Source organism: Haloterrigena gelatinilytica, assembly GCF_013342145.1.
Classification (GTDB): domain Archaea; phylum Halobacteriota; class Halobacteria; order Halobacteriales; family Natrialbaceae; genus Haloterrigena; species Haloterrigena gelatinilytica.
Window position 1 is genome coordinate 1,133,792 of record NZ_JABUQZ010000001.1, and the last position, 15,794, is coordinate 1,149,585.

The following is a 15,794-nucleotide window of genomic DNA, read 5'->3' on the forward strand; positions in this document are numbered from 1 at the left end:
GATCGACTCGAGAGCGAATCACGTCGAGAACGAAGCACCGACCGGATCGAAGCGCACGTACCGGATTGCGGGTGTCGTAGGGGGCGGTCGGCCGCGGAAATCGGACTCAGAACAGGCCGCCGAGCTTCGAGCGCAGCCAGCCGAGCAGGCCGCCGGAGCCGTCGTCCTCGTCCGTCGTCGCGGGAACGTCCGTGTTCTCGGCGGGGTCGAGCGAGGTCTCCTCGACGTCCGCCTCGTCGTCCGCTTCGTCCGCGGCCGTCGACTCGGCGGGTTCGGCCGCCGTCTCAGTCTCGGTGTCCACCGATGCTGCGGCCTCGTCGACCGTCGTGTCGTCGGCGTCGACGGCCAACGACGTCGAGCCCGAAACGGTGGCTCGAGCGTCGTCAGCGTCGCTCCCGTCCCCGTCGCCGTTATCGGCCGAAACCGACGAACTGTCGTCCGCGTCGAAAGACTGGTCGACGTCGGTCGCCGCGGCCGCCGCTTCGGCGTCCGGATCATCGCCGCCGTCGGCTTCGGTTTCGGTCGACGCGGTGTCAACGTCGCGATCGTCCGTCTCGGCGGGGCTATCGACACCGACGTCATCGGACGCATCGGTCGACGACTCGTCGGTTTCGTCGTCGGTCTCGACCCAGAGGAACTCCTCGTCTTTCGTCCGATCGGTCAACAGGAGATCCGCGAGTTCGCCCTCGTCGACGAGCAGGTCGTCGTCGACCGATTCTGCCTCGGATTTCGGCTCGTCCATGCTCGCGATGATGTCGTCGGGACTCTCGTCCTCGAGCACGTCGTCGATCTCGGCGGCGTCGGTCGCGGCGTTCTGTAGTTCTCCGAAAACCGCGGCGGCCGTCCGATCTTCGACGGTCTCGGATTCGTCCGCCCCGTTCGACGACTCCTCGGCCGTCTCGTCGGTCGCCTCCCCGTCGTCGACCTCCTCCTCGAGGTCGCCGAACAGGTCGTCGGCCCCCCCGACGTCGAGCGCGCCCTCGCCCGAATTTGCGTTCATCGTACTATCAGTCATGAAGTTCTTCCCTAAACGTACATAATAGCATGACTTTAACTTTCGGAATTTTTTCGCCCCCGCCGAGCCGGGTCGAAAGCGTATTAGCGTAACGGCCGCCGTCGGTCGATTCACGATAGAAGGTCGGTAAATATACAATTATAACGCGTTCGGGATGACAGTTGCGGAAATCACGACGTGAGACAGATCATGAGGCCGGCACAAACGCTGTCGGAAACCCTTCGGGCAGTGTGTTATCGCGATACCACCGAGAATGGCTCGCTCGAGCCCGATACCGAGGCCTAGGGAAGTGCGAGTCGAGACGCGAAAAGCGGGACGCTGAGACGCCGGATAACGCGACCGACCGTTCCGCTCCGGATCGGCGGTCGTCAGTCGTCTTCCGTCAGTCGCTCGTAGGCCTCTCGGACCAGTTTGAACGCCGACTTGCTGCCGCTTTCCCGGTCGGGATGGGCCCGCTTGACCTGTCGATGGAAGGCCGTCTTGAGTTCGTCGTCGGTCGCGTCGGCCTCGACGCCGAGGACCTCCCGGGCTTTCGTCTTCCGCATGTCGACGTCCTTGACGATGCCGTCCGCTTCCGCGCGTTCCTTGCAGGTCGGGCAGAACTTCTCGGTCCGGTCGTCGATGGTCGTCACGCGGAACAGTTCGGCGGCAACCCACTCGTTGCACTGCAGACAGAGGGTTTCCTCGCCGCTCCCCTCGGCCTCGTCGCCGCGGTCGGCGGCCGCGCGCTCCCCGTCGTCCGCGCTTGCCGCGCCGGCGTTCCCGTTCGGCGCCTCCGTCGCACAGGACGGACAGCACGCGAGCACCGTTCCGTCCTCGAGGACGACGTCCTCGAGTTCGGTCTCGAGGTAGGTGCCGGTACAGCCGTCGCAGGCGGCCCGCCGCTGGTCGAGCGACGAGCACTTCCGCGCGGCCTCGCGTGCGTGGGGCTCACAGCGGGGACAGCACGCGACCCGCTCCCCGTCGGGCATCGTCACCGTCGTCAGGTCCTCGAGCGGCACCGTTCGGCCACACCCCTCACAGCCTGCCTGACGGTCGTCGGCCACAGCCATTGGCGCAACCTTCGTATTCCTCCTTAATTAGTTTTCTTTTGACAGACAACCGTCGAACGGACCGGTCGGCGGCGGAACGCCGCCGAATCCGTCGCTCCCGTGGGACCGGTCAGAGTGGGAGACCCGTCCCGCGACGGCGCACCGCAACCGGGACATCAATAGTGGTTCGGCCGCGAGAGGGACTTATGGACACCGCAGTTCGAACGGACGGCCGGACCGAAGCGGTCGACCGAACGACGCTCGCCCTCGGCGTCGGCGACGTCGGCCTGGTCACCGGATTGCTGGTCTACGGTCAACTCAGCCACGAGGCGAATCCGCTCGCACAGCCCCTCGGGACGCTCGAGACGATCGCCCCGTTCGTGATCGGCTGGATCGTCGTCGCGGCGCTGGCCGGACTCTACACGCGGTCGGCCGCCGCGGCGCCGTCGCGAGCGGCGCGGCTGACGGCGGTGGTGTGGCTCGGCGCGGCGAACGTCGGGTTGCTCCTCCGGCAGGGGCTGTTCGGCGACTCGGCGACCTGGCCGTTCCCGCTCGTGATCACGGGGTTCGGGTTCCTCCTGCTGGTCGGCTGGCGCGTCGGGTACGCGACCGTCGCAGGCCGGAGCGGGACCGCGTAATCGCGCGCTGGACTCGCTTTTCGGGACGTGGTACCGTGGGGACCGCCATCATGATATGGGGTCACGGGCCGCGGCGTCTCCAGTAGCTACTTGAGTCGACCGCGCGACGCCTCGCGTATGGGCGGACGTGGGCCAAAACGGGAACTCGCGGAGAAGATCGCCGGGGAAATCACGCTGAGCGACGATCCCGGCGCGACCTTGCGGAAGTGGCGCACCGATTTCGACATCTCGCAGACGGATCTCGCCACCGAGTTGGACGTCTCGTCGTCGGTCATCTCCGACTACGAGAGCGGGCGCCGGGAGAGCCCCGGCATCGGCGTCGTCCGCCGGCTCGTCGACGGACTGCTCTCGATCGACGAACGGCGGGGCGGCGACCGCATCCGGCAGTACGGCCGGGTCCTCTCGGCCGGCTTCGACAGCGACGTCGTCCACGATCTGCGGGAGTACGCCACCTCGATCCCGCTCGAGAAACTGTACGACGATATCGACGCGACGCAGATCACCGCCGGGAGCACCGACCGCATCAGCGGCCACACGGTCATCGACAGCATCCAGGCGATCACGCGCCTCTCGAGCGAGGAGTTCTTCCGGCTCTACGGGCAGAGCACGAACCGCGTGCTGGTGTTTACGGGCGTCTCCCGCGGCGAGTCGCCGCTGGTCGCCCTGCGGGTCGTCAATCCGACGCCGAACGCGGTCGTCCTCCACGGGATCGACGAGGAAGACCTCTGGGATCACGCCGCCGATCTGGCCCGCATCGACGGCTACTCGCTGGCCGTGACGAACACCGATCTCGACGGGATGCTCGAGTACCTCGTCGGCCTCGAGTGAGCGACTCGTCCGCTCCCCGGTCCCCGCCCTCCACGATGCTCGACTGGACGGGACGCGTAACGGTCGCCCTGACCGCGGTCTTCGCGGTCACACTGGCGCTGACGATCCGCGCCGACGAGCCGCTGCTGTGGCTCCGCTGGGCGGCCGCGATGATAGTGCTCTCGGGTTCGCACTCGTCCTCGTCAACCGGGACGACTCGTCTCCGTAACTACTTGTTCCCGTAATCACTCGTCACGCGACACCGGCGGCCGTCGATTCCCTCACCTCACCAGAGTCCAGCCACTAGCGACAGCGCGAGGAGCCCGCTCCCCGTCAGCGCGAGCCCCGCGAGCGCACAGCCCGCGATCGTCCGGCGGAACCGTCGGTCGACGCGTCGCTCACAGCCGACGGCGACGATATGCTCGGAGCCGGATTCCTCGCCGTCGGTCACCGTCGGGAGCGCCTCGAGTGCGAGTGCCGATTCGTCGGCCCGGTCCGGTCTCGAGCCGTCGTCTCGAGCGTTCGGGACCTGCCGGACGTTTCGGTCCGGTTTCGCCCGGTCTCTACCTCGAGCCACGCCGACGACGGTGAGTTCGTCGCCCGGTTCGACGGTCGCCTCGCGGTACGTCTCCCGGTGCTCGGTCGGGTCGTAGTCGGTCTCGGCGAGGTGCGTCCGGAGCGATCCGGACAGCCGTTCGCCGGCGGGCACGTCCGTCGACTCGGTCTCCTCCAGTCGCAGTGTCGCGTCCGCCGGGTCGACGGCGACGCGGCCGGTTTCGTCCTCGAGGAGGAACGCCGTTCGGCGGTCGTCGATGGGGCGGGTCTCCCGCAGCGTCGCGTCCGCGAACGAGAGAAACGACGCGCCGCGACCGGACCGCGTCGTCTCGGGCTCGTCGTCGGATTCGGCGACGCCCTCGCGGGTGACCGAGAGTTCGTAACAGACCGCTTCGCGACCCGACAGCGGCGCCTTGAGGGGTTCCTCGAGCGGCCGCACCGTTCCGCTCACTCGTACGGGACTCCCGTCGCCGACGACGTCGCCGGCGTCGGTGACGGGCGTTCGGCGGACCCGGAGATACGATCGGAGCGTCGTCACGGCGCCGCCGAGGTAGTAGAAACCGACTCAGACCGGGCCCGCGACGAGCGCGAGCAGGAACGGACCGCTGCGCCCGCCGAGCAATGCGACCGCGTTCGAGAGGGACCCGAGCGCGAACGGCAGCCAGACGGCGACCGTGCCGAGGAACGTCCACAGGGTGAACGCCCGCCAGCCCATGTCGATGCGGCGACTCAACGGGAGTCCCGACCCGTCCGTGCAGACGGCGATACCGACGCCGACGAACCAGCCGTGCAGGAGCAGGGCTAACGCGAGCAGATCTAACCCGGTGACCGACGAGCGGGCGGCGATGCCGACGGCCGTGAGCGACATATCGGTGTCTTACGGCAGCTAACAGGTGAGAAAGGATACACGTTTCGACTCGAGCCGACGAGTCGGGGACGGGTCGGAGACGGACGATCGACGGATAGAGTCTGCCCCAGGCAGCGAGACCCGACCAGCGCGAACGGTTCTCAGTCGAACCGCCGTCAGGCGATCTGGTCTTCGTACTCGTCGGCGGTGAGCAGGTCGTCGAGTTCGCTCGCGTCGTCGGCGTCGATCTCGAGCATCCAGCCGTCGCCGAAGGGGTCGTCGTTGACCAGTTCCGGCGCGTCGAACAGGTCGTCGTTGACGGCCGTGACCTCGCCGCTGACCGGCGCGTAGAGGTCGGAGACGGCCTTGATGGACTCGACCACGCCGAACTCCTCCTCCTGCGTGACGTCGTCGCCCTCGTCGGGGAGTTCGACGAAGACGACGTCGCCGAGTTCGTCCTGCGCGAAGTCGGTGATGCCGACTCGGACGGTGCCGTCGTCCTCGAGTGCCCACTCGTGCGATTCCAGGTAGCGTCTGTCGTCGGGAACGTCGAAGCTCATGGTTATACGGTGTCGATGAACGGTGTCGTTTCAACTCTTGCCTTTTTGGACTGGCCGCGGACGACGACCTGCAGGGTCGTCCCCGGTTCCGCGTACTCGACGGGCACGTAGCCCAGTCCGATGGGTTGCTCGAGCGAGGGACTCATCGTGCCGCTGGTGACGGTGCCGATCACGCGGCTGTCGGTGTTCGTGATGTCGTAGCCGTGTCGCGGGACGCCGCGGTCGATCAACTGGAAGCCGACCAGCTTCTCCTCGACGCCCTCTTCGCGGACGCGCTCGAGGGCGTCCCGACCGACGAACTCGGTCTCGAGGGCGACCGTGAAGCCGATGCCGGCCTCGTAAGGCGTTCGCGGATCGGACTCGCGATCGAAGTCCTGGCCGGCCAGCAGGAGGCCGGCCTCGATCCGGAGCGTGTCCCGGGCGCCCAGCCCGCAGGGCTGGCAGTCGAACAGCGACCAGACGTGCTCGGCCTCCGACCACGGGACGATCAGTTCGAAGCCGTCCTCGCCGGTGTACCCCGTGCGGGCGATCCAGCAGTCGACGCCGTCGACCGTCGCGTACTGGGCCTCGAACCGGTCCAGTTCGGTGATCGACTCCGCGGTCGCCTCGTCGACCAGTTCGGCGGCGTCGGGCCCCTGTACGGCGAACATGGCGTACTCGTCGGTCCGATTGTCGACGGTCGCCTCGAGGCCCCACTCGTTGCGGTAGGTGATCCAGCGCTCGTGGGTCGACTCGTCGGTCCCGGCGTTGGGGACGAAGAGGTAGGTCGGCTCGCCCCCTGCCTCGTCGCCGGCCCCCTCGGCGGTCTCGTCGGGAAGCCGGTAGACGACCGTGTCGTCGATGATGACGCCGTCCTCGTCGGTGATCGCGGCGTACTGGGAGTCACCGACGGCGAGTCGGGCGACGTCGTTGGTCGTGAGCCGTTGCATCAGTTCGGTCGCGTCCGGCCCGGTAACGTGGATCTGTCCCATGTGGGAGACGTCGAAGATCCCGACGGCCTCGCGGACGGCCGCGTGTTCCGTCCGGATCGAATCGAACTCGACCGGCATGTCCCAGCCGCCAAACTCCGTGAACTTCGCGCCACGCTCGTCGTGGAGCCCACGCAACGGCGGCGTCTGAAGCGGCATGCTCGAGTGGTTCGCCGGCGGAGTAGTAATGTCTTTTCGTCGCTCGGAACGGGAGCGACCCGCGGTAGCGATCCGGCGACGAGTGCTCCCGAATCGGCTCGACTCGAGTCCGGAACCGGACGCCCGATTCACCCTGGTTCGGCACGCGTGCACAGGTACCTTTTCCGCCTCGATCGCTCGCTGCGCTCGCTCACCTCTTGGCGCAAAAACCTATGCTAAAAAGGCCGCTCGCTCCCCGACTCACGGGCTCGCGCCCGTTCGTCTGTCGTGAAACAATTTCACCGGCGTGAATAGCTTCCAGAAATGATATAACTTCGAGCGGGGTCGAAATCTCTACCGTGAAACAGATTGAATGGAAGTTATACAAGACTGATGAGAGGAGATCCCCTCGTAGATTTGATAGGATATTGCTGCCCGGAGATGAATCTGACATGAGAGAACTGTCCCAGTTCGCTGAACACCCGGTATGAATCAGTGGATAACGGCTCTAGAACAGCGGGTCGATCCGATGGTCGGCGTCGTGGTCGCAGTCATCGCCATCAGTACGAGTGCGATCCTCGTTCGGTGGAGCGGAGCGCCGAGCGTCGTGAAGGCGTTCTACCGGGTGCTGTTCATGGCGGTCGCCGTCGCGCCGTTTGCGCTCCGCGACGTCGACGCCCTCCGAGCGATCTCGAGGCGCGACCTCGTCCTTGCGATCGTCTCGGGGCTGGCGCTGGCCGCCCACTTCGCGAGCTTTTTCGAGAGTCTGGAGCTGACCACGGTGGCCGCGTCGGTGACGCTGATCACGACCCAGCCGATATTCGTCGGCGTCGCTGCGGCGGCGCTCCTCGACGAGCGGCTCACGCCGCGGATGATCGGCGGGATGACCGTCGCGCTCGCGGGTGCGTTCGCGATGTCGGTGGGGCCGCTCGTCGTCGACCCGTTGCTCGGCGGCGGCGACATCGTCGCGGCGCTCGAGACCGCGTTCGCGGGGAGCGCTACCCAACTGTACGGCAACGCCCTCGCGCTCGCCGGCGCGGTCGTCGGCGCCGTCTACACGCTCTCGGGCCGCTCGCTCCGCCAGCGGCTCCCGCTGTTCGCCTACACGTTCGTCGTCTACGCCGTGTGTGCCGTCGCCCTCGGCTCCCTCGCCGTCGGGACCGATGCGCCGCTCCTCGGCTACTCGCAGACGGAGTGGATGCTCTTCCTCGCGATGGCCCTGCTCCCGGGCATGTTCGGCCACACGGTCATCAACTGGGCGCTGAAGTACGTCGAGTCGAGCGTCGTGAGCGTCTCGTTACTGGGCGAGCCCGTCGGGAGTACGATCCTCGCGCTCGTCTTGCTCGGTGAGGTGCCGGAAGCCGTGACGATTCTCGGTGGCGCCGTCGTGCTGGTGGGAATCTCCCTCACGAATCGTGCACGGGTGACATAAGTCGTCGCGGCTGTCCCGTACACCGATAGGTTCGGATCGGTACAACGATATCGATAGGCGAGCGGGCTGTACTGAACGGAGTTACACTGCCCGGACTGAATAAAAAGTCCCGCTACTAGCTACTGTTACCGACCCAGCTCTTCGATCCGCATCGTGTACGACCCGCTGCCGGCGTTCGCGTGGACCTGGATGCGCAGCTCCTCGTCGCCCGAGAGTTCGAGGTCGATCGCCTCGCTGGCGCCGTCGCCCGCGGACGACTCGTCGTGGTTCCACCGCGTCGGCGACTCGCCGTCGACGTTCACGTAGAGGTCGAAATCGGCGCCGGCGGGCCCCTCGAGCGTGATCGTCGCCGAACACGGATCGGCGGTCCGGGGCGCGTACACGTACCGATCGCTCTCGCCCCACCAGCCGCCGGAAAGGGAGCCGTCGGCCCTCGCGCGGACGGTCTCGTCGCCGCACTGACCGGCGTCGTTCTCGTCGGTTCCGTCGGCGTTCTCGGCCGCGTTCGGGTCCGCCTCGACGGCTGCAGCCGCGTCGACCCGGCCGGCGCCCTGCGCGGTCGCCTCGAGACCGAGGTCGGTCGCCGTCGCCAGGAGGTGCTCGCGGAGCGCCAGCGGCGAGAGGTCGGGGTGGGCCGAGAGCGCGAGGCCCGCGACGCCGGCGACGACCGGCGCCGCCATCGACGTTCCGGTCATCCGACCGTAGTCGCCCCACGGGACCGTCGAGACGAGGCCGGTCCCCGGCGCGGCGAGGTCGATCTCCGGTCCCGTGTTGGAGAAGTCGGCCACCGACTCGTCCTCGAGGGCCGAGACGCCGATGACGTCCTCGTAGGCGGCTGGGTAGGCGACGCCGTCGGCGCCCGCGTTGCCCGCGGCGCCGACGATCAAGGCCCCCTGCTCGAGGGCGTACTCGCAGGCCGCGGCCAGCGTCCGGTAGTCGTCGGCGGCGCCCAGCGAGAGGTTGATCACGTCGGCGCCGGCGTCGGCGGCCCACTGGATCCCGTCGGCGATGTCCGAGAGCGACCCTTGCCCGTTCGCGTCGAGGGCGCGCACGGCCAGCAGCGAACAGTCGCTGATCCCCGCCGTTCCCCGGCCGTTGTCCGTCTCGGCGACGGCGATACCGGCGACGTGGGTCCCGTGCTGTTCGTCGCCGGCCGACGGGTACGGATCGCTCCCGTGCTCGGCGATATTCTCGCCCAGCCGGTCGTCGACGGCGCCCTCGAGGTCGGGGTGGTCGTACTGGACGCCCTGGTCGACGGTGGCGATGAGGACGTCCGCGCTCCCGGTCGTGGTCTCCCACGCCGTCTCGCAGTTGACCTGCTGGGGAGCGCTCTGGTAGCCGTAGTAGGTGTCGTCGGGTTCGCCGAACGACTGGACGGTCGCGTTCCGTTCGACGTACTCGACGTGCTCGGCCCGCTCGATCGCCTCGATGAACTGCTCGCGGGCGTGGGCCGGCGCTTCGGAGGGGAAGCTGACGGTCGCGTACCCGATCGTCTCGTTGGCGTGGACGACGTCCGCGTCGCCGGGGACGGCCGCGCGCGCCTCGCGGGCGACGTCCGGCGCCGACGCCGAGATACCGACGACGAGTTCGTCTTTCTTCGGGCCCGGTTCGCGCTCCGGGGTCGCGCTGGCCACCCCGCTCGCGCCGAGCAACCCGCCCGCGGCGAGCGCGCCGGCACCGGTCAGAATCCGTCGTCTCTCGTAGCCGCCGCCCGCGTCTCCGTCTCGGGGACCGTTTTGTGTCATGGAGTGACAGTCAACAGAACCTGAAATTAGTAAACTCTTATCGAACTGAATGTTGTTTATTCGAGATTGTTCCGGCTCGAGCGGGCGAGAACGGAACCGGACCGGCTATTAAAACGCGAACTGGTAGAGGCGGCCGTTCAGGTGGCCGTCGCCGGCCGAAAACAACGGCCCGGCGGTTGATGCTCGATCGGCGCCGATCGCAATACTGCGGTTGTCAGCCGGTCGGAACGATGTCCCGACTCGAGGCGCCACGGGGCGCTAACACGAACAGCTCCGTCGCTTTACTCGCCCGTCGCGTCCCCGTTGGCGCCGTTTCCTGACGGCGCCGTCTCGACGGCCGCGGCCGCGTCGATCCGGCCGGCGCCCTGTGCGGTCGCCTCGAGGCCGAGATCGGTCGCCGTCGCCAGGAGGTGCTCGCGGAGTTCCAGCGGCGAGAGGTCGGGATGGGCCGACAGCGCGAGGCCCGCGACGCCGGCGACGACCGGCGCCGCCATCGACGTGCCCGAGATCCGCGCGTAGTCGTCCCACGGGACCGTCGAGAGGAGGTCGGTCCCCGGCGCGGCGACGTCGATCGCCGGACCGGCGTTGGAGTACGACGCGATCTCGTCGCCGTCGAGGGCCGCGACGGCGACGACGTCCTCGTAGGCCGCGGGAAAGTCGACGGTCTCGCTCCCCTCGTTGCCGGCGGCGCCGACGAGCAGGGCCCCCTGCTCGAGGGCGTACTCGCAGACCGAGGACAGCGTCTCGTAGTGTCGGGGCGCGCCGAACGAGACGTTGATGACGTCGGCGCCGGCGTCGGCGGCCCACTGGATCCCGTCGACGATGTTCGAAAGCGAGCCGTCGCCGTTCCCGCCGAGCGCGCGGGCGGTCAGCAGCGAACAGTCGCTGATCCCGGCCGTCCCGACGCCGTTGTCCGTCGCGCCGACGGCGATGCCGGCGACGTGGGTGCCGTGGCGCTCGTCGGCATCGGCCGGGGAGGGATCGTCGCCGCTCCCGACGAAGTTCGCGCCCGCCTCGCCCGTCGCGTCCTCGAGGTCGGGGTGGTCGGACTGGACGCCCTGATCGACGACGGCGACGGACACGTCCTCGCTCCCGAAAGTCGTCTCCCAGGCGGCCTCGCAACCGACCTGCTGGGGCGCGCTCTGTCGGCCGTACTCGCTGTCGTTCGGAACGACCGACGCGTGGAGGGACGCGTTCGGTTCGACGTACTCGACGACGTCCGTCGCCGCGATCGCCTCGAGGGCCCCGTCTCGGACTCGCTCCGACACCGACGGAAGCGACACGGTCGCGTACCCGATCGTCTCGTTCGAGTGACGGACGTCGACGGCGTCGGGAACCGCGGCGTGCGCCGCCGCCGCGACGTCCGAAACCGCCGGCGAGAAGCCGACGACGAACTCCTCGGTCTCCGGCCACGGGACGCGGTCCGACGGCGCGCCGAGGCCGCTCGAGCCCACCAGCCCGCCCAGCGCGAGCGCTCCGCCGCCGACCAGGAACGTTCGTCGATCGCAGGCGATACCGCTCTCGTCGTCGTCACGGGGACCAATCCGTTTCATCTGACGGAAAGCACAACTAACGGCCCGTAGTAAACGCTTCTCGAACGAACGGAGATTTATTCAACATCGTATTCGAGTGAGTGTATCAAACGGAAATACGGTATCCAAGTAAGTGCCGAACCTGTGAAGGTAGCCGTTTAGAACCCGGACGAACTCACGGAACAACTCGGTCGACGTTGGATCAACCGACCGACGCGTTTTCCCCTCGAGTCGATCCGTCACACCTATCTCGGGGCCGCTGAAACGGCCAGTGTATGTTCGACCGCGTTCGCGCCCGTCTCGCTCGCCGCGCAGGCACGCTACCCGAAACCGAGCCGACGGTGGGGCTGCTGGTCGACGGGCCGAACGTCTTCCGCGACGAGTTCGACGTCGACCTGAACGACCTCCGGGACGCCGCGCGGGAACTCGGTCGCGTCGGCGTCATCCGGTTGTACCTCGACGAACACGCGACGCCGGGGCTCATCCAGGCCGCCGAGGCTCGCGGCTTCGAGGTGATCGTCACCAGCGGCGACGTCGACGTGAAACTCGCCGTCGACGCGACCGCCCTCTGCGGCGACGGCACGATCGATCGGCTGGCGATCGGCTCCCGCGACACCGACTTCAAGCCCGTCCTCGAGTACGCGGGCACCGTCGGCGTCGAGACGGTCGCCATCGCGCCGGGCACGTACGGCCGCTCGGACGCCCTGCGGAACGCGGCCGACGAGGCGATCACGCTCGGCGACTGACGCGAAACGACCGTCTCGACGGTTGATACGCCGTGCCGAAGCGTTCATGCTCGCCCCTCTTTTAAGAGATCAGCATGTGTTCCTTCGGCCACGACGAGCAGACCGCGGTTGACGTCCGGAGCGGCGAGTCCAGCGGCCCGCTCGGACTGGAGAGCGGACTCGACGCCCTGCGCTCGAGTCCGGAGTTTCGCGGTCCCGTCGAGTCCCTCGGCGAGCACGAGCCGAACGAACACCTCGCGGTGATCTACGAGGACCGGGACGAGCAGCTCGCGGCCGTCGTCCCGTTCGTGCGCCAGGGCCTCGAGCGGGGCGAACGCTGCATGTACGTGGTCAACGAGAACACGGAGGCCGAGATGACGGCGGCGATGGAAGACGGCGGCATCGACGTCGACGCGGCGACGGAATCCGGCGCGCTCACGTTTCACACGATCGGGGACACCTACCTTCGGACCGGACGGTTCGATCCCGACGACATGCTCGAGTGCTACCGGAACGCCATCGAGGCGGCTCGCGACGACTACGCGGGGCTGCGCATCAGCGCCGAGACGACCTGGATCGTAGACGAGGGAACGAGCCTCGAGCGGTTCATGGAGTACGAGAGCCGGGTCAACGACCTCTTCGACGGCGAGGACTGCATCGCGCTCTGCCAGTACGACCGAAACGTGATCCCGGCTGAGATCCTCTGCGACGTCGTCCGCACTCACCCCCACCTCGTCTACGACGGCGCCGTCTGCCACAACTTCTACTACATCCCGCCCGAGGAGTTCTTCGGCCCCGACCGACCGGACCGCGAGGTCGATCGCATGCTGGGCACGCTCTACGAGCGAACGACGGCGAAGGTCGAGCGCGACGAGACGATCGAGGCCCTGGAGGAGTCGAACGAACAGCTCCAGCGGTTCGCCTACATCGCCTCCCACGACCTCCAGGAACCGCTGCGGATGGTCTCGAGCTACCTCCAGTTGCTCGAGCGAAACTACCGCGACGACCTCGACGCGGACGCGCGCGAGTACATCGACTTCGCCGTCGGCGGCGCCGATCGCATGCGCGAGATGATCGACGGGCTGCTCGAGTTCTCCCGGATCGAGACGGGCGAGACGTCCCTCGAGCCGGTCGACTGCGAGGCCGTCGTCGAGACCGTCGTCACGGACCACCAGGTACAGATCGAGGAGAGCGAGGCGACGGTCGAGATCGGCACGCTCCCGACGGTCAGGGGCGACCGAACCCAACTCGAGCAGCTCTTTTCGAATCTGATCGGAAACGCGATCAAGTACCGCGGCGACTCGTCGCCGCGCATCGAGATCGACGCGACGAAGTGCGGCCCCGAGTGGCGACTCGCCGTGGCGGACGACGGGATCGGGATCGATCCCGACTACCACGACCAGATCTTCGACGTCTTCAACCGCCTCCACGCGATCGGGGAGTTTCCCGGCACGGGGATCGGCCTCGCGCTCTGCCGGCGGATCGTCACCAACCACGGCGGGGAGATCGGCGTCGACTCCGAGCCGGGCGAGGGGACGACGTTCACCGTGACGCTCCCGGCGGCAGCGCCCGACGCGTAGCCACCGTCACTTCGCTTGCCACTTACCCCCATACGCTTAATCGCTCGCGAGTCGTTACTCAGTCCATGGATCACAGAAGCCGGTCCAGCCCGACCCCCATGAGAGGACGCCATCTGTACTCTCGACGGCTCCGCGAACTCGAGGAACGACTCGACGATGCCGAACGGAACATCGACCGGCTGGAGAACACGTTGCGAGGGATCGTCCGAGAGACCGACGGCGTCTCCGTCGGCGGCCCGTGCAAGTGCGGGGAGTCGCTCCTGATCGTTCGCCACCGGACGGTCTACTGCCCGCACTGCAAGTATCGCCGGGCGATTTAGCCGCGAGGGAGTCCGACGACTCGACGGAAGTCGGAGAATTTTCACGCCCGGTCGGCCCACTAGCGCACATGCTCGACGACGAGACGCCGGTCCTCGACAACCACCTCCACCTCGATCCGGACAACCACCGCGGTATCGACGCCGTCCGCGACTTCGCTCGCCTCGGCGGCACCCACCTGCTGGTCGTGAACAAACCCTCCTGGCACCTCGGCGTCGAGGCCGAGACCGGCGAGGACTTCCGCGCGGTCTTCGAGCGGACGATCGAAATCGTCGACGAGGCCTCGAGCGAACTCGACGGACGGGCCTGGCCCGTTCTGGGGGTCCATCCCGGACTGATCACGCGGCTCGTCGACGACCGCGGCTTCAGTCCCGACGACGCGCGGGACCTGATGCAAGCGGGGATCGATGTCGCCGCGGAGTACGTCGAGTCCGGCGAGGCGCTGGCGCTGAAGTCGGGTCGGCCCCACTACGAGGTCGACGACGACGTGTGGGCGGCCTCGAACGCGGTCATGCGCCGGGCCTTCGAGCGCGGCGCCGAACTGGACTGCGCCGTCCAGTTGCACGCCGAGGCCAGCGAGGACATGACCGAGGTGACCGACTGGGCCGAAGCAGTCGGCCTCCCCGCGCACAAGGTAGTCAAACACTACGCGAGCGGTCGCCTCGAGGGGCCGGTCCCGAGCGTGATGAGCGAGAAGGATCGCCTCGAGACCGCCGCCGAGCGCGGCGAGCCGTTCCTGATGGAGACCGACTACATCGACGATCCGGACCGCCCCGGCGCCGTCCTCGGTCCGAAGACGGTGCCCCGGCGCGTCCGCTGGCTGCTCGAGAACGACCACGAGGACGCGGTCCGGATCGCCCACGTCGAGACGCCGGAACGCGTGTACGGAATCGACACGGAAGGGACGCTCGAGCGGGCCTAAAGCCCAGATTTCGCTCGAGTAAGATCGGCATAGAGTAGAGAAAGGCATTTCAAGCGGCCGGTGTAGGTGTCTGTATGAGCAATCCCCCGACCGAGTTCTACTCGGAGGAACGCTGGCAGAACTGGATCGGCCGCATCAAGGACGAAGACATCGATCCGGAGGACGAAGACTCGGCCCGGCTCCTGTTGAACCTGCAGGACGACACGGCGATCGCGATCGCCAAGATCGTCGCCGCCTACGACGACGGGGAACTCGGCGAGGAGGAAGCGCTCGAAGAGATCAACGACGTCCGGGAGATCGTTCTCGGCGAGGTCGACATCGAGGACGAGGAGAAACTGATCCTCGTCGACGGCGTCCAGACGAGCCTCGTCTGCGTCTTCTTCGCCGCCGAGGAGTACATCGCGGGTGGCCCCGCCGAAGAGGGCAGCGTCGGCGACTACCTCGGCGCCGCGGCCGACGCCGAGGCCGAGGAGGATCTCGACGCCGCGCTCGGCTACGCCGCACAAGCGGGCACGCTCATCATCGACGGCGAGGAACTCGACATGTCCGTCGCCGAGGACCTCGAGTACGGTCTCGTCACGGAGTGGATCAACGGGCTCGACAGCCTCCAGAGCGCGATGAGCGATCCCGAAGTCGTCGAGGAAGACGAGGAGTAACCGCGACGACGCCGTCCAGTTCGCCGTCCGGTCCGGCCGCGCGCCGCCGCTGCGCAGCCCGGCCGACCCGGGGGCCGAACCCGTATCGCCGACGAACGATTCTTCGAACCCGCTTTCGGGAGGCCCACATACCCGAACAGCGTCGACTTCCGTCGGCGCCGACGGTCATCGGTGTCGACGGCGGTCCCGACGGCCACTGGTTGCGGCAATTATTTCGCCGCCCCGTCGGACGAACGGCGACGCGACCACGCCGCCGTTCCGGCCCTCGAGTGAACACACCGCACGGATCGCCGAACTCGAGACGCCGCTCATCGACCACGACGAG

16 protein-coding genes are annotated in these 15,794 nt (G+C 67.7%); 8 read left to right on the top strand and 8 right to left on the bottom strand.

Annotated elements, in window-relative coordinates:
* Window positions 1-106: 106 nt before the first annotated feature.
* Window positions 107-1,000 carry a midas domain-containing protein gene (locus tag HTZ84_RS05775; protein WP_254611712.1) on the bottom strand — a complete coding sequence of 298 codons (894 nt, stop codon included), beginning with the start codon at window positions 998-1,000 and terminating at the stop codon, window positions 107-109.
* 383 nt (window positions 1,001-1,383) lie between these two features.
* A complete protein-coding gene (locus tag HTZ84_RS05780) occupies window positions 1,384-2,067 on the bottom strand; it encodes a J domain-containing protein (RefSeq protein WP_174679802.1) in 684 nt (227 codons plus the stop codon).
* A 185-nt stretch (window positions 2,068-2,252) separates the two neighbouring features.
* On the opposite strand from HTZ84_RS05780, the gene HTZ84_RS05785 reads away from it, so the two are divergent.
* Window positions 2,253-2,684: a DUF3054 domain-containing protein gene (locus HTZ84_RS05785; protein ID WP_174679803.1), complete on the top strand. Its 432-nt coding sequence runs from the start codon at window positions 2,253-2,255 to the stop codon at window positions 2,682-2,684.
* Window positions 2,685-2,801: 117 nt separating this feature from the next.
* Window positions 2,802-3,512 carry a helix-turn-helix domain-containing protein gene (locus tag HTZ84_RS05790; RefSeq protein ID WP_174679804.1) on the top strand — a complete coding sequence of 237 codons (711 nt, stop codon included), beginning with the start codon at window positions 2,802-2,804 and terminating at the stop codon, window positions 3,510-3,512.
* Window positions 3,513-3,777: 265 nt separating this feature from the next.
* On the opposite strand, the gene HTZ84_RS05795 is transcribed toward HTZ84_RS05790, so the two are convergent.
* The 4 genes from HTZ84_RS05795 to gcvT form a co-directional block, all read right to left on the bottom strand.
* On the bottom strand, window positions 3,778-4,584 hold the full coding sequence (locus HTZ84_RS05795) for a GIDE domain-containing protein (protein ID WP_174679805.1): 807 nt from the start codon (window positions 4,582-4,584) through the stop codon (window positions 3,778-3,780).
* A 27-nt stretch (window positions 4,585-4,611) separates the two neighbouring features.
* Window positions 4,612-4,914, bottom strand: coding sequence for a hypothetical protein (locus HTZ84_RS05800; RefSeq protein ID WP_174679806.1), 303 nt, complete (start codon window positions 4,912-4,914; stop codon window positions 4,612-4,614).
* Between the two features lie 155 nt (window positions 4,915-5,069).
* On the bottom strand, window positions 5,070-5,453 hold the full coding sequence (gene gcvH, locus HTZ84_RS05805; RefSeq protein ID WP_174679807.1) for a glycine cleavage system protein GcvH: 384 nt from the start codon (window positions 5,451-5,453) through the stop codon (window positions 5,070-5,072).
* Between the two features lie 2 nt (window positions 5,454-5,455).
* Window positions 5,456-6,580: a glycine cleavage system aminomethyltransferase GcvT gene (gcvT, locus tag HTZ84_RS05810; protein WP_174679808.1), complete on the bottom strand. Its 1,125-nt coding sequence runs from the start codon at window positions 6,578-6,580 to the stop codon at window positions 5,456-5,458.
* A 466-nt stretch (window positions 6,581-7,046) separates the two neighbouring features.
* Between gcvT and HTZ84_RS05815 the strand changes: the two genes are divergently transcribed.
* On the top strand, window positions 7,047-7,991 hold the full coding sequence (locus HTZ84_RS05815) for a DMT family transporter (protein ID WP_254611713.1): 945 nt from the start codon (window positions 7,047-7,049) through the stop codon (window positions 7,989-7,991).
* A gap of 125 nt (window positions 7,992-8,116) precedes the next feature.
* Here HTZ84_RS05815 and HTZ84_RS05820 read toward each other — a convergent pair whose 3' ends face one another.
* Together HTZ84_RS05820 and HTZ84_RS05825 are read right to left on the bottom strand one after the other, a co-directional pair.
* Entirely contained in the window at window positions 8,117-9,736 is a 1,620-nt protein-coding gene (locus HTZ84_RS05820) for a S8 family serine peptidase (RefSeq protein ID WP_174679809.1), read from the bottom strand.
* Window positions 9,737-10,017: 281 nt separating this feature from the next.
* Window positions 10,018-11,289, bottom strand: a complete 1,272-nt coding sequence (locus HTZ84_RS05825; protein WP_174679810.1) for a S8 family serine peptidase — start codon at window positions 11,287-11,289, stop codon at window positions 10,018-10,020.
* 254 nt (window positions 11,290-11,543) lie between these two features.
* On the opposite strand from HTZ84_RS05825, the gene HTZ84_RS05830 reads away from it, so the two are divergent.
* The 5 genes from HTZ84_RS05830 to HTZ84_RS05850 all read left to right on the top strand — a co-directional run bounded on the left by HTZ84_RS05830 (window position 11,544) and on the right by HTZ84_RS05850 (window position 15,469).
* Window positions 11,544-12,014, top strand: coding sequence for an NYN domain-containing protein (locus HTZ84_RS05830; RefSeq protein WP_126661135.1), 471 nt, complete (start codon window positions 11,544-11,546; stop codon window positions 12,012-12,014).
* A 74-nt stretch (window positions 12,015-12,088) separates the two neighbouring features.
* Window positions 12,089-13,573, top strand: a complete 1,485-nt coding sequence (locus HTZ84_RS05835; protein WP_174679811.1) for an MEDS domain-containing protein — start codon at window positions 12,089-12,091, stop codon at window positions 13,571-13,573.
* 98 nt (window positions 13,574-13,671) lie between these two features.
* Window positions 13,672-13,893: a hypothetical protein gene (locus HTZ84_RS05840; protein WP_174679812.1), complete on the top strand. Its 222-nt coding sequence runs from the start codon at window positions 13,672-13,674 to the stop codon at window positions 13,891-13,893.
* 68 nt (window positions 13,894-13,961) lie between these two features.
* Complete coding sequence (locus tag HTZ84_RS05845; RefSeq protein ID WP_174679813.1) at window positions 13,962-14,813, top strand: TatD family hydrolase; 852 nt, start codon at window positions 13,962-13,964, stop codon at window positions 14,811-14,813.
* A gap of 74 nt (window positions 14,814-14,887) precedes the next feature.
* Complete coding sequence (locus HTZ84_RS05850) at window positions 14,888-15,469, top strand: DUF2150 family protein (RefSeq protein ID WP_008895054.1); 582 nt, start codon at window positions 14,888-14,890, stop codon at window positions 15,467-15,469.
* The last annotated feature ends 325 nt before the right edge of the window (window positions 15,470-15,794 follow it).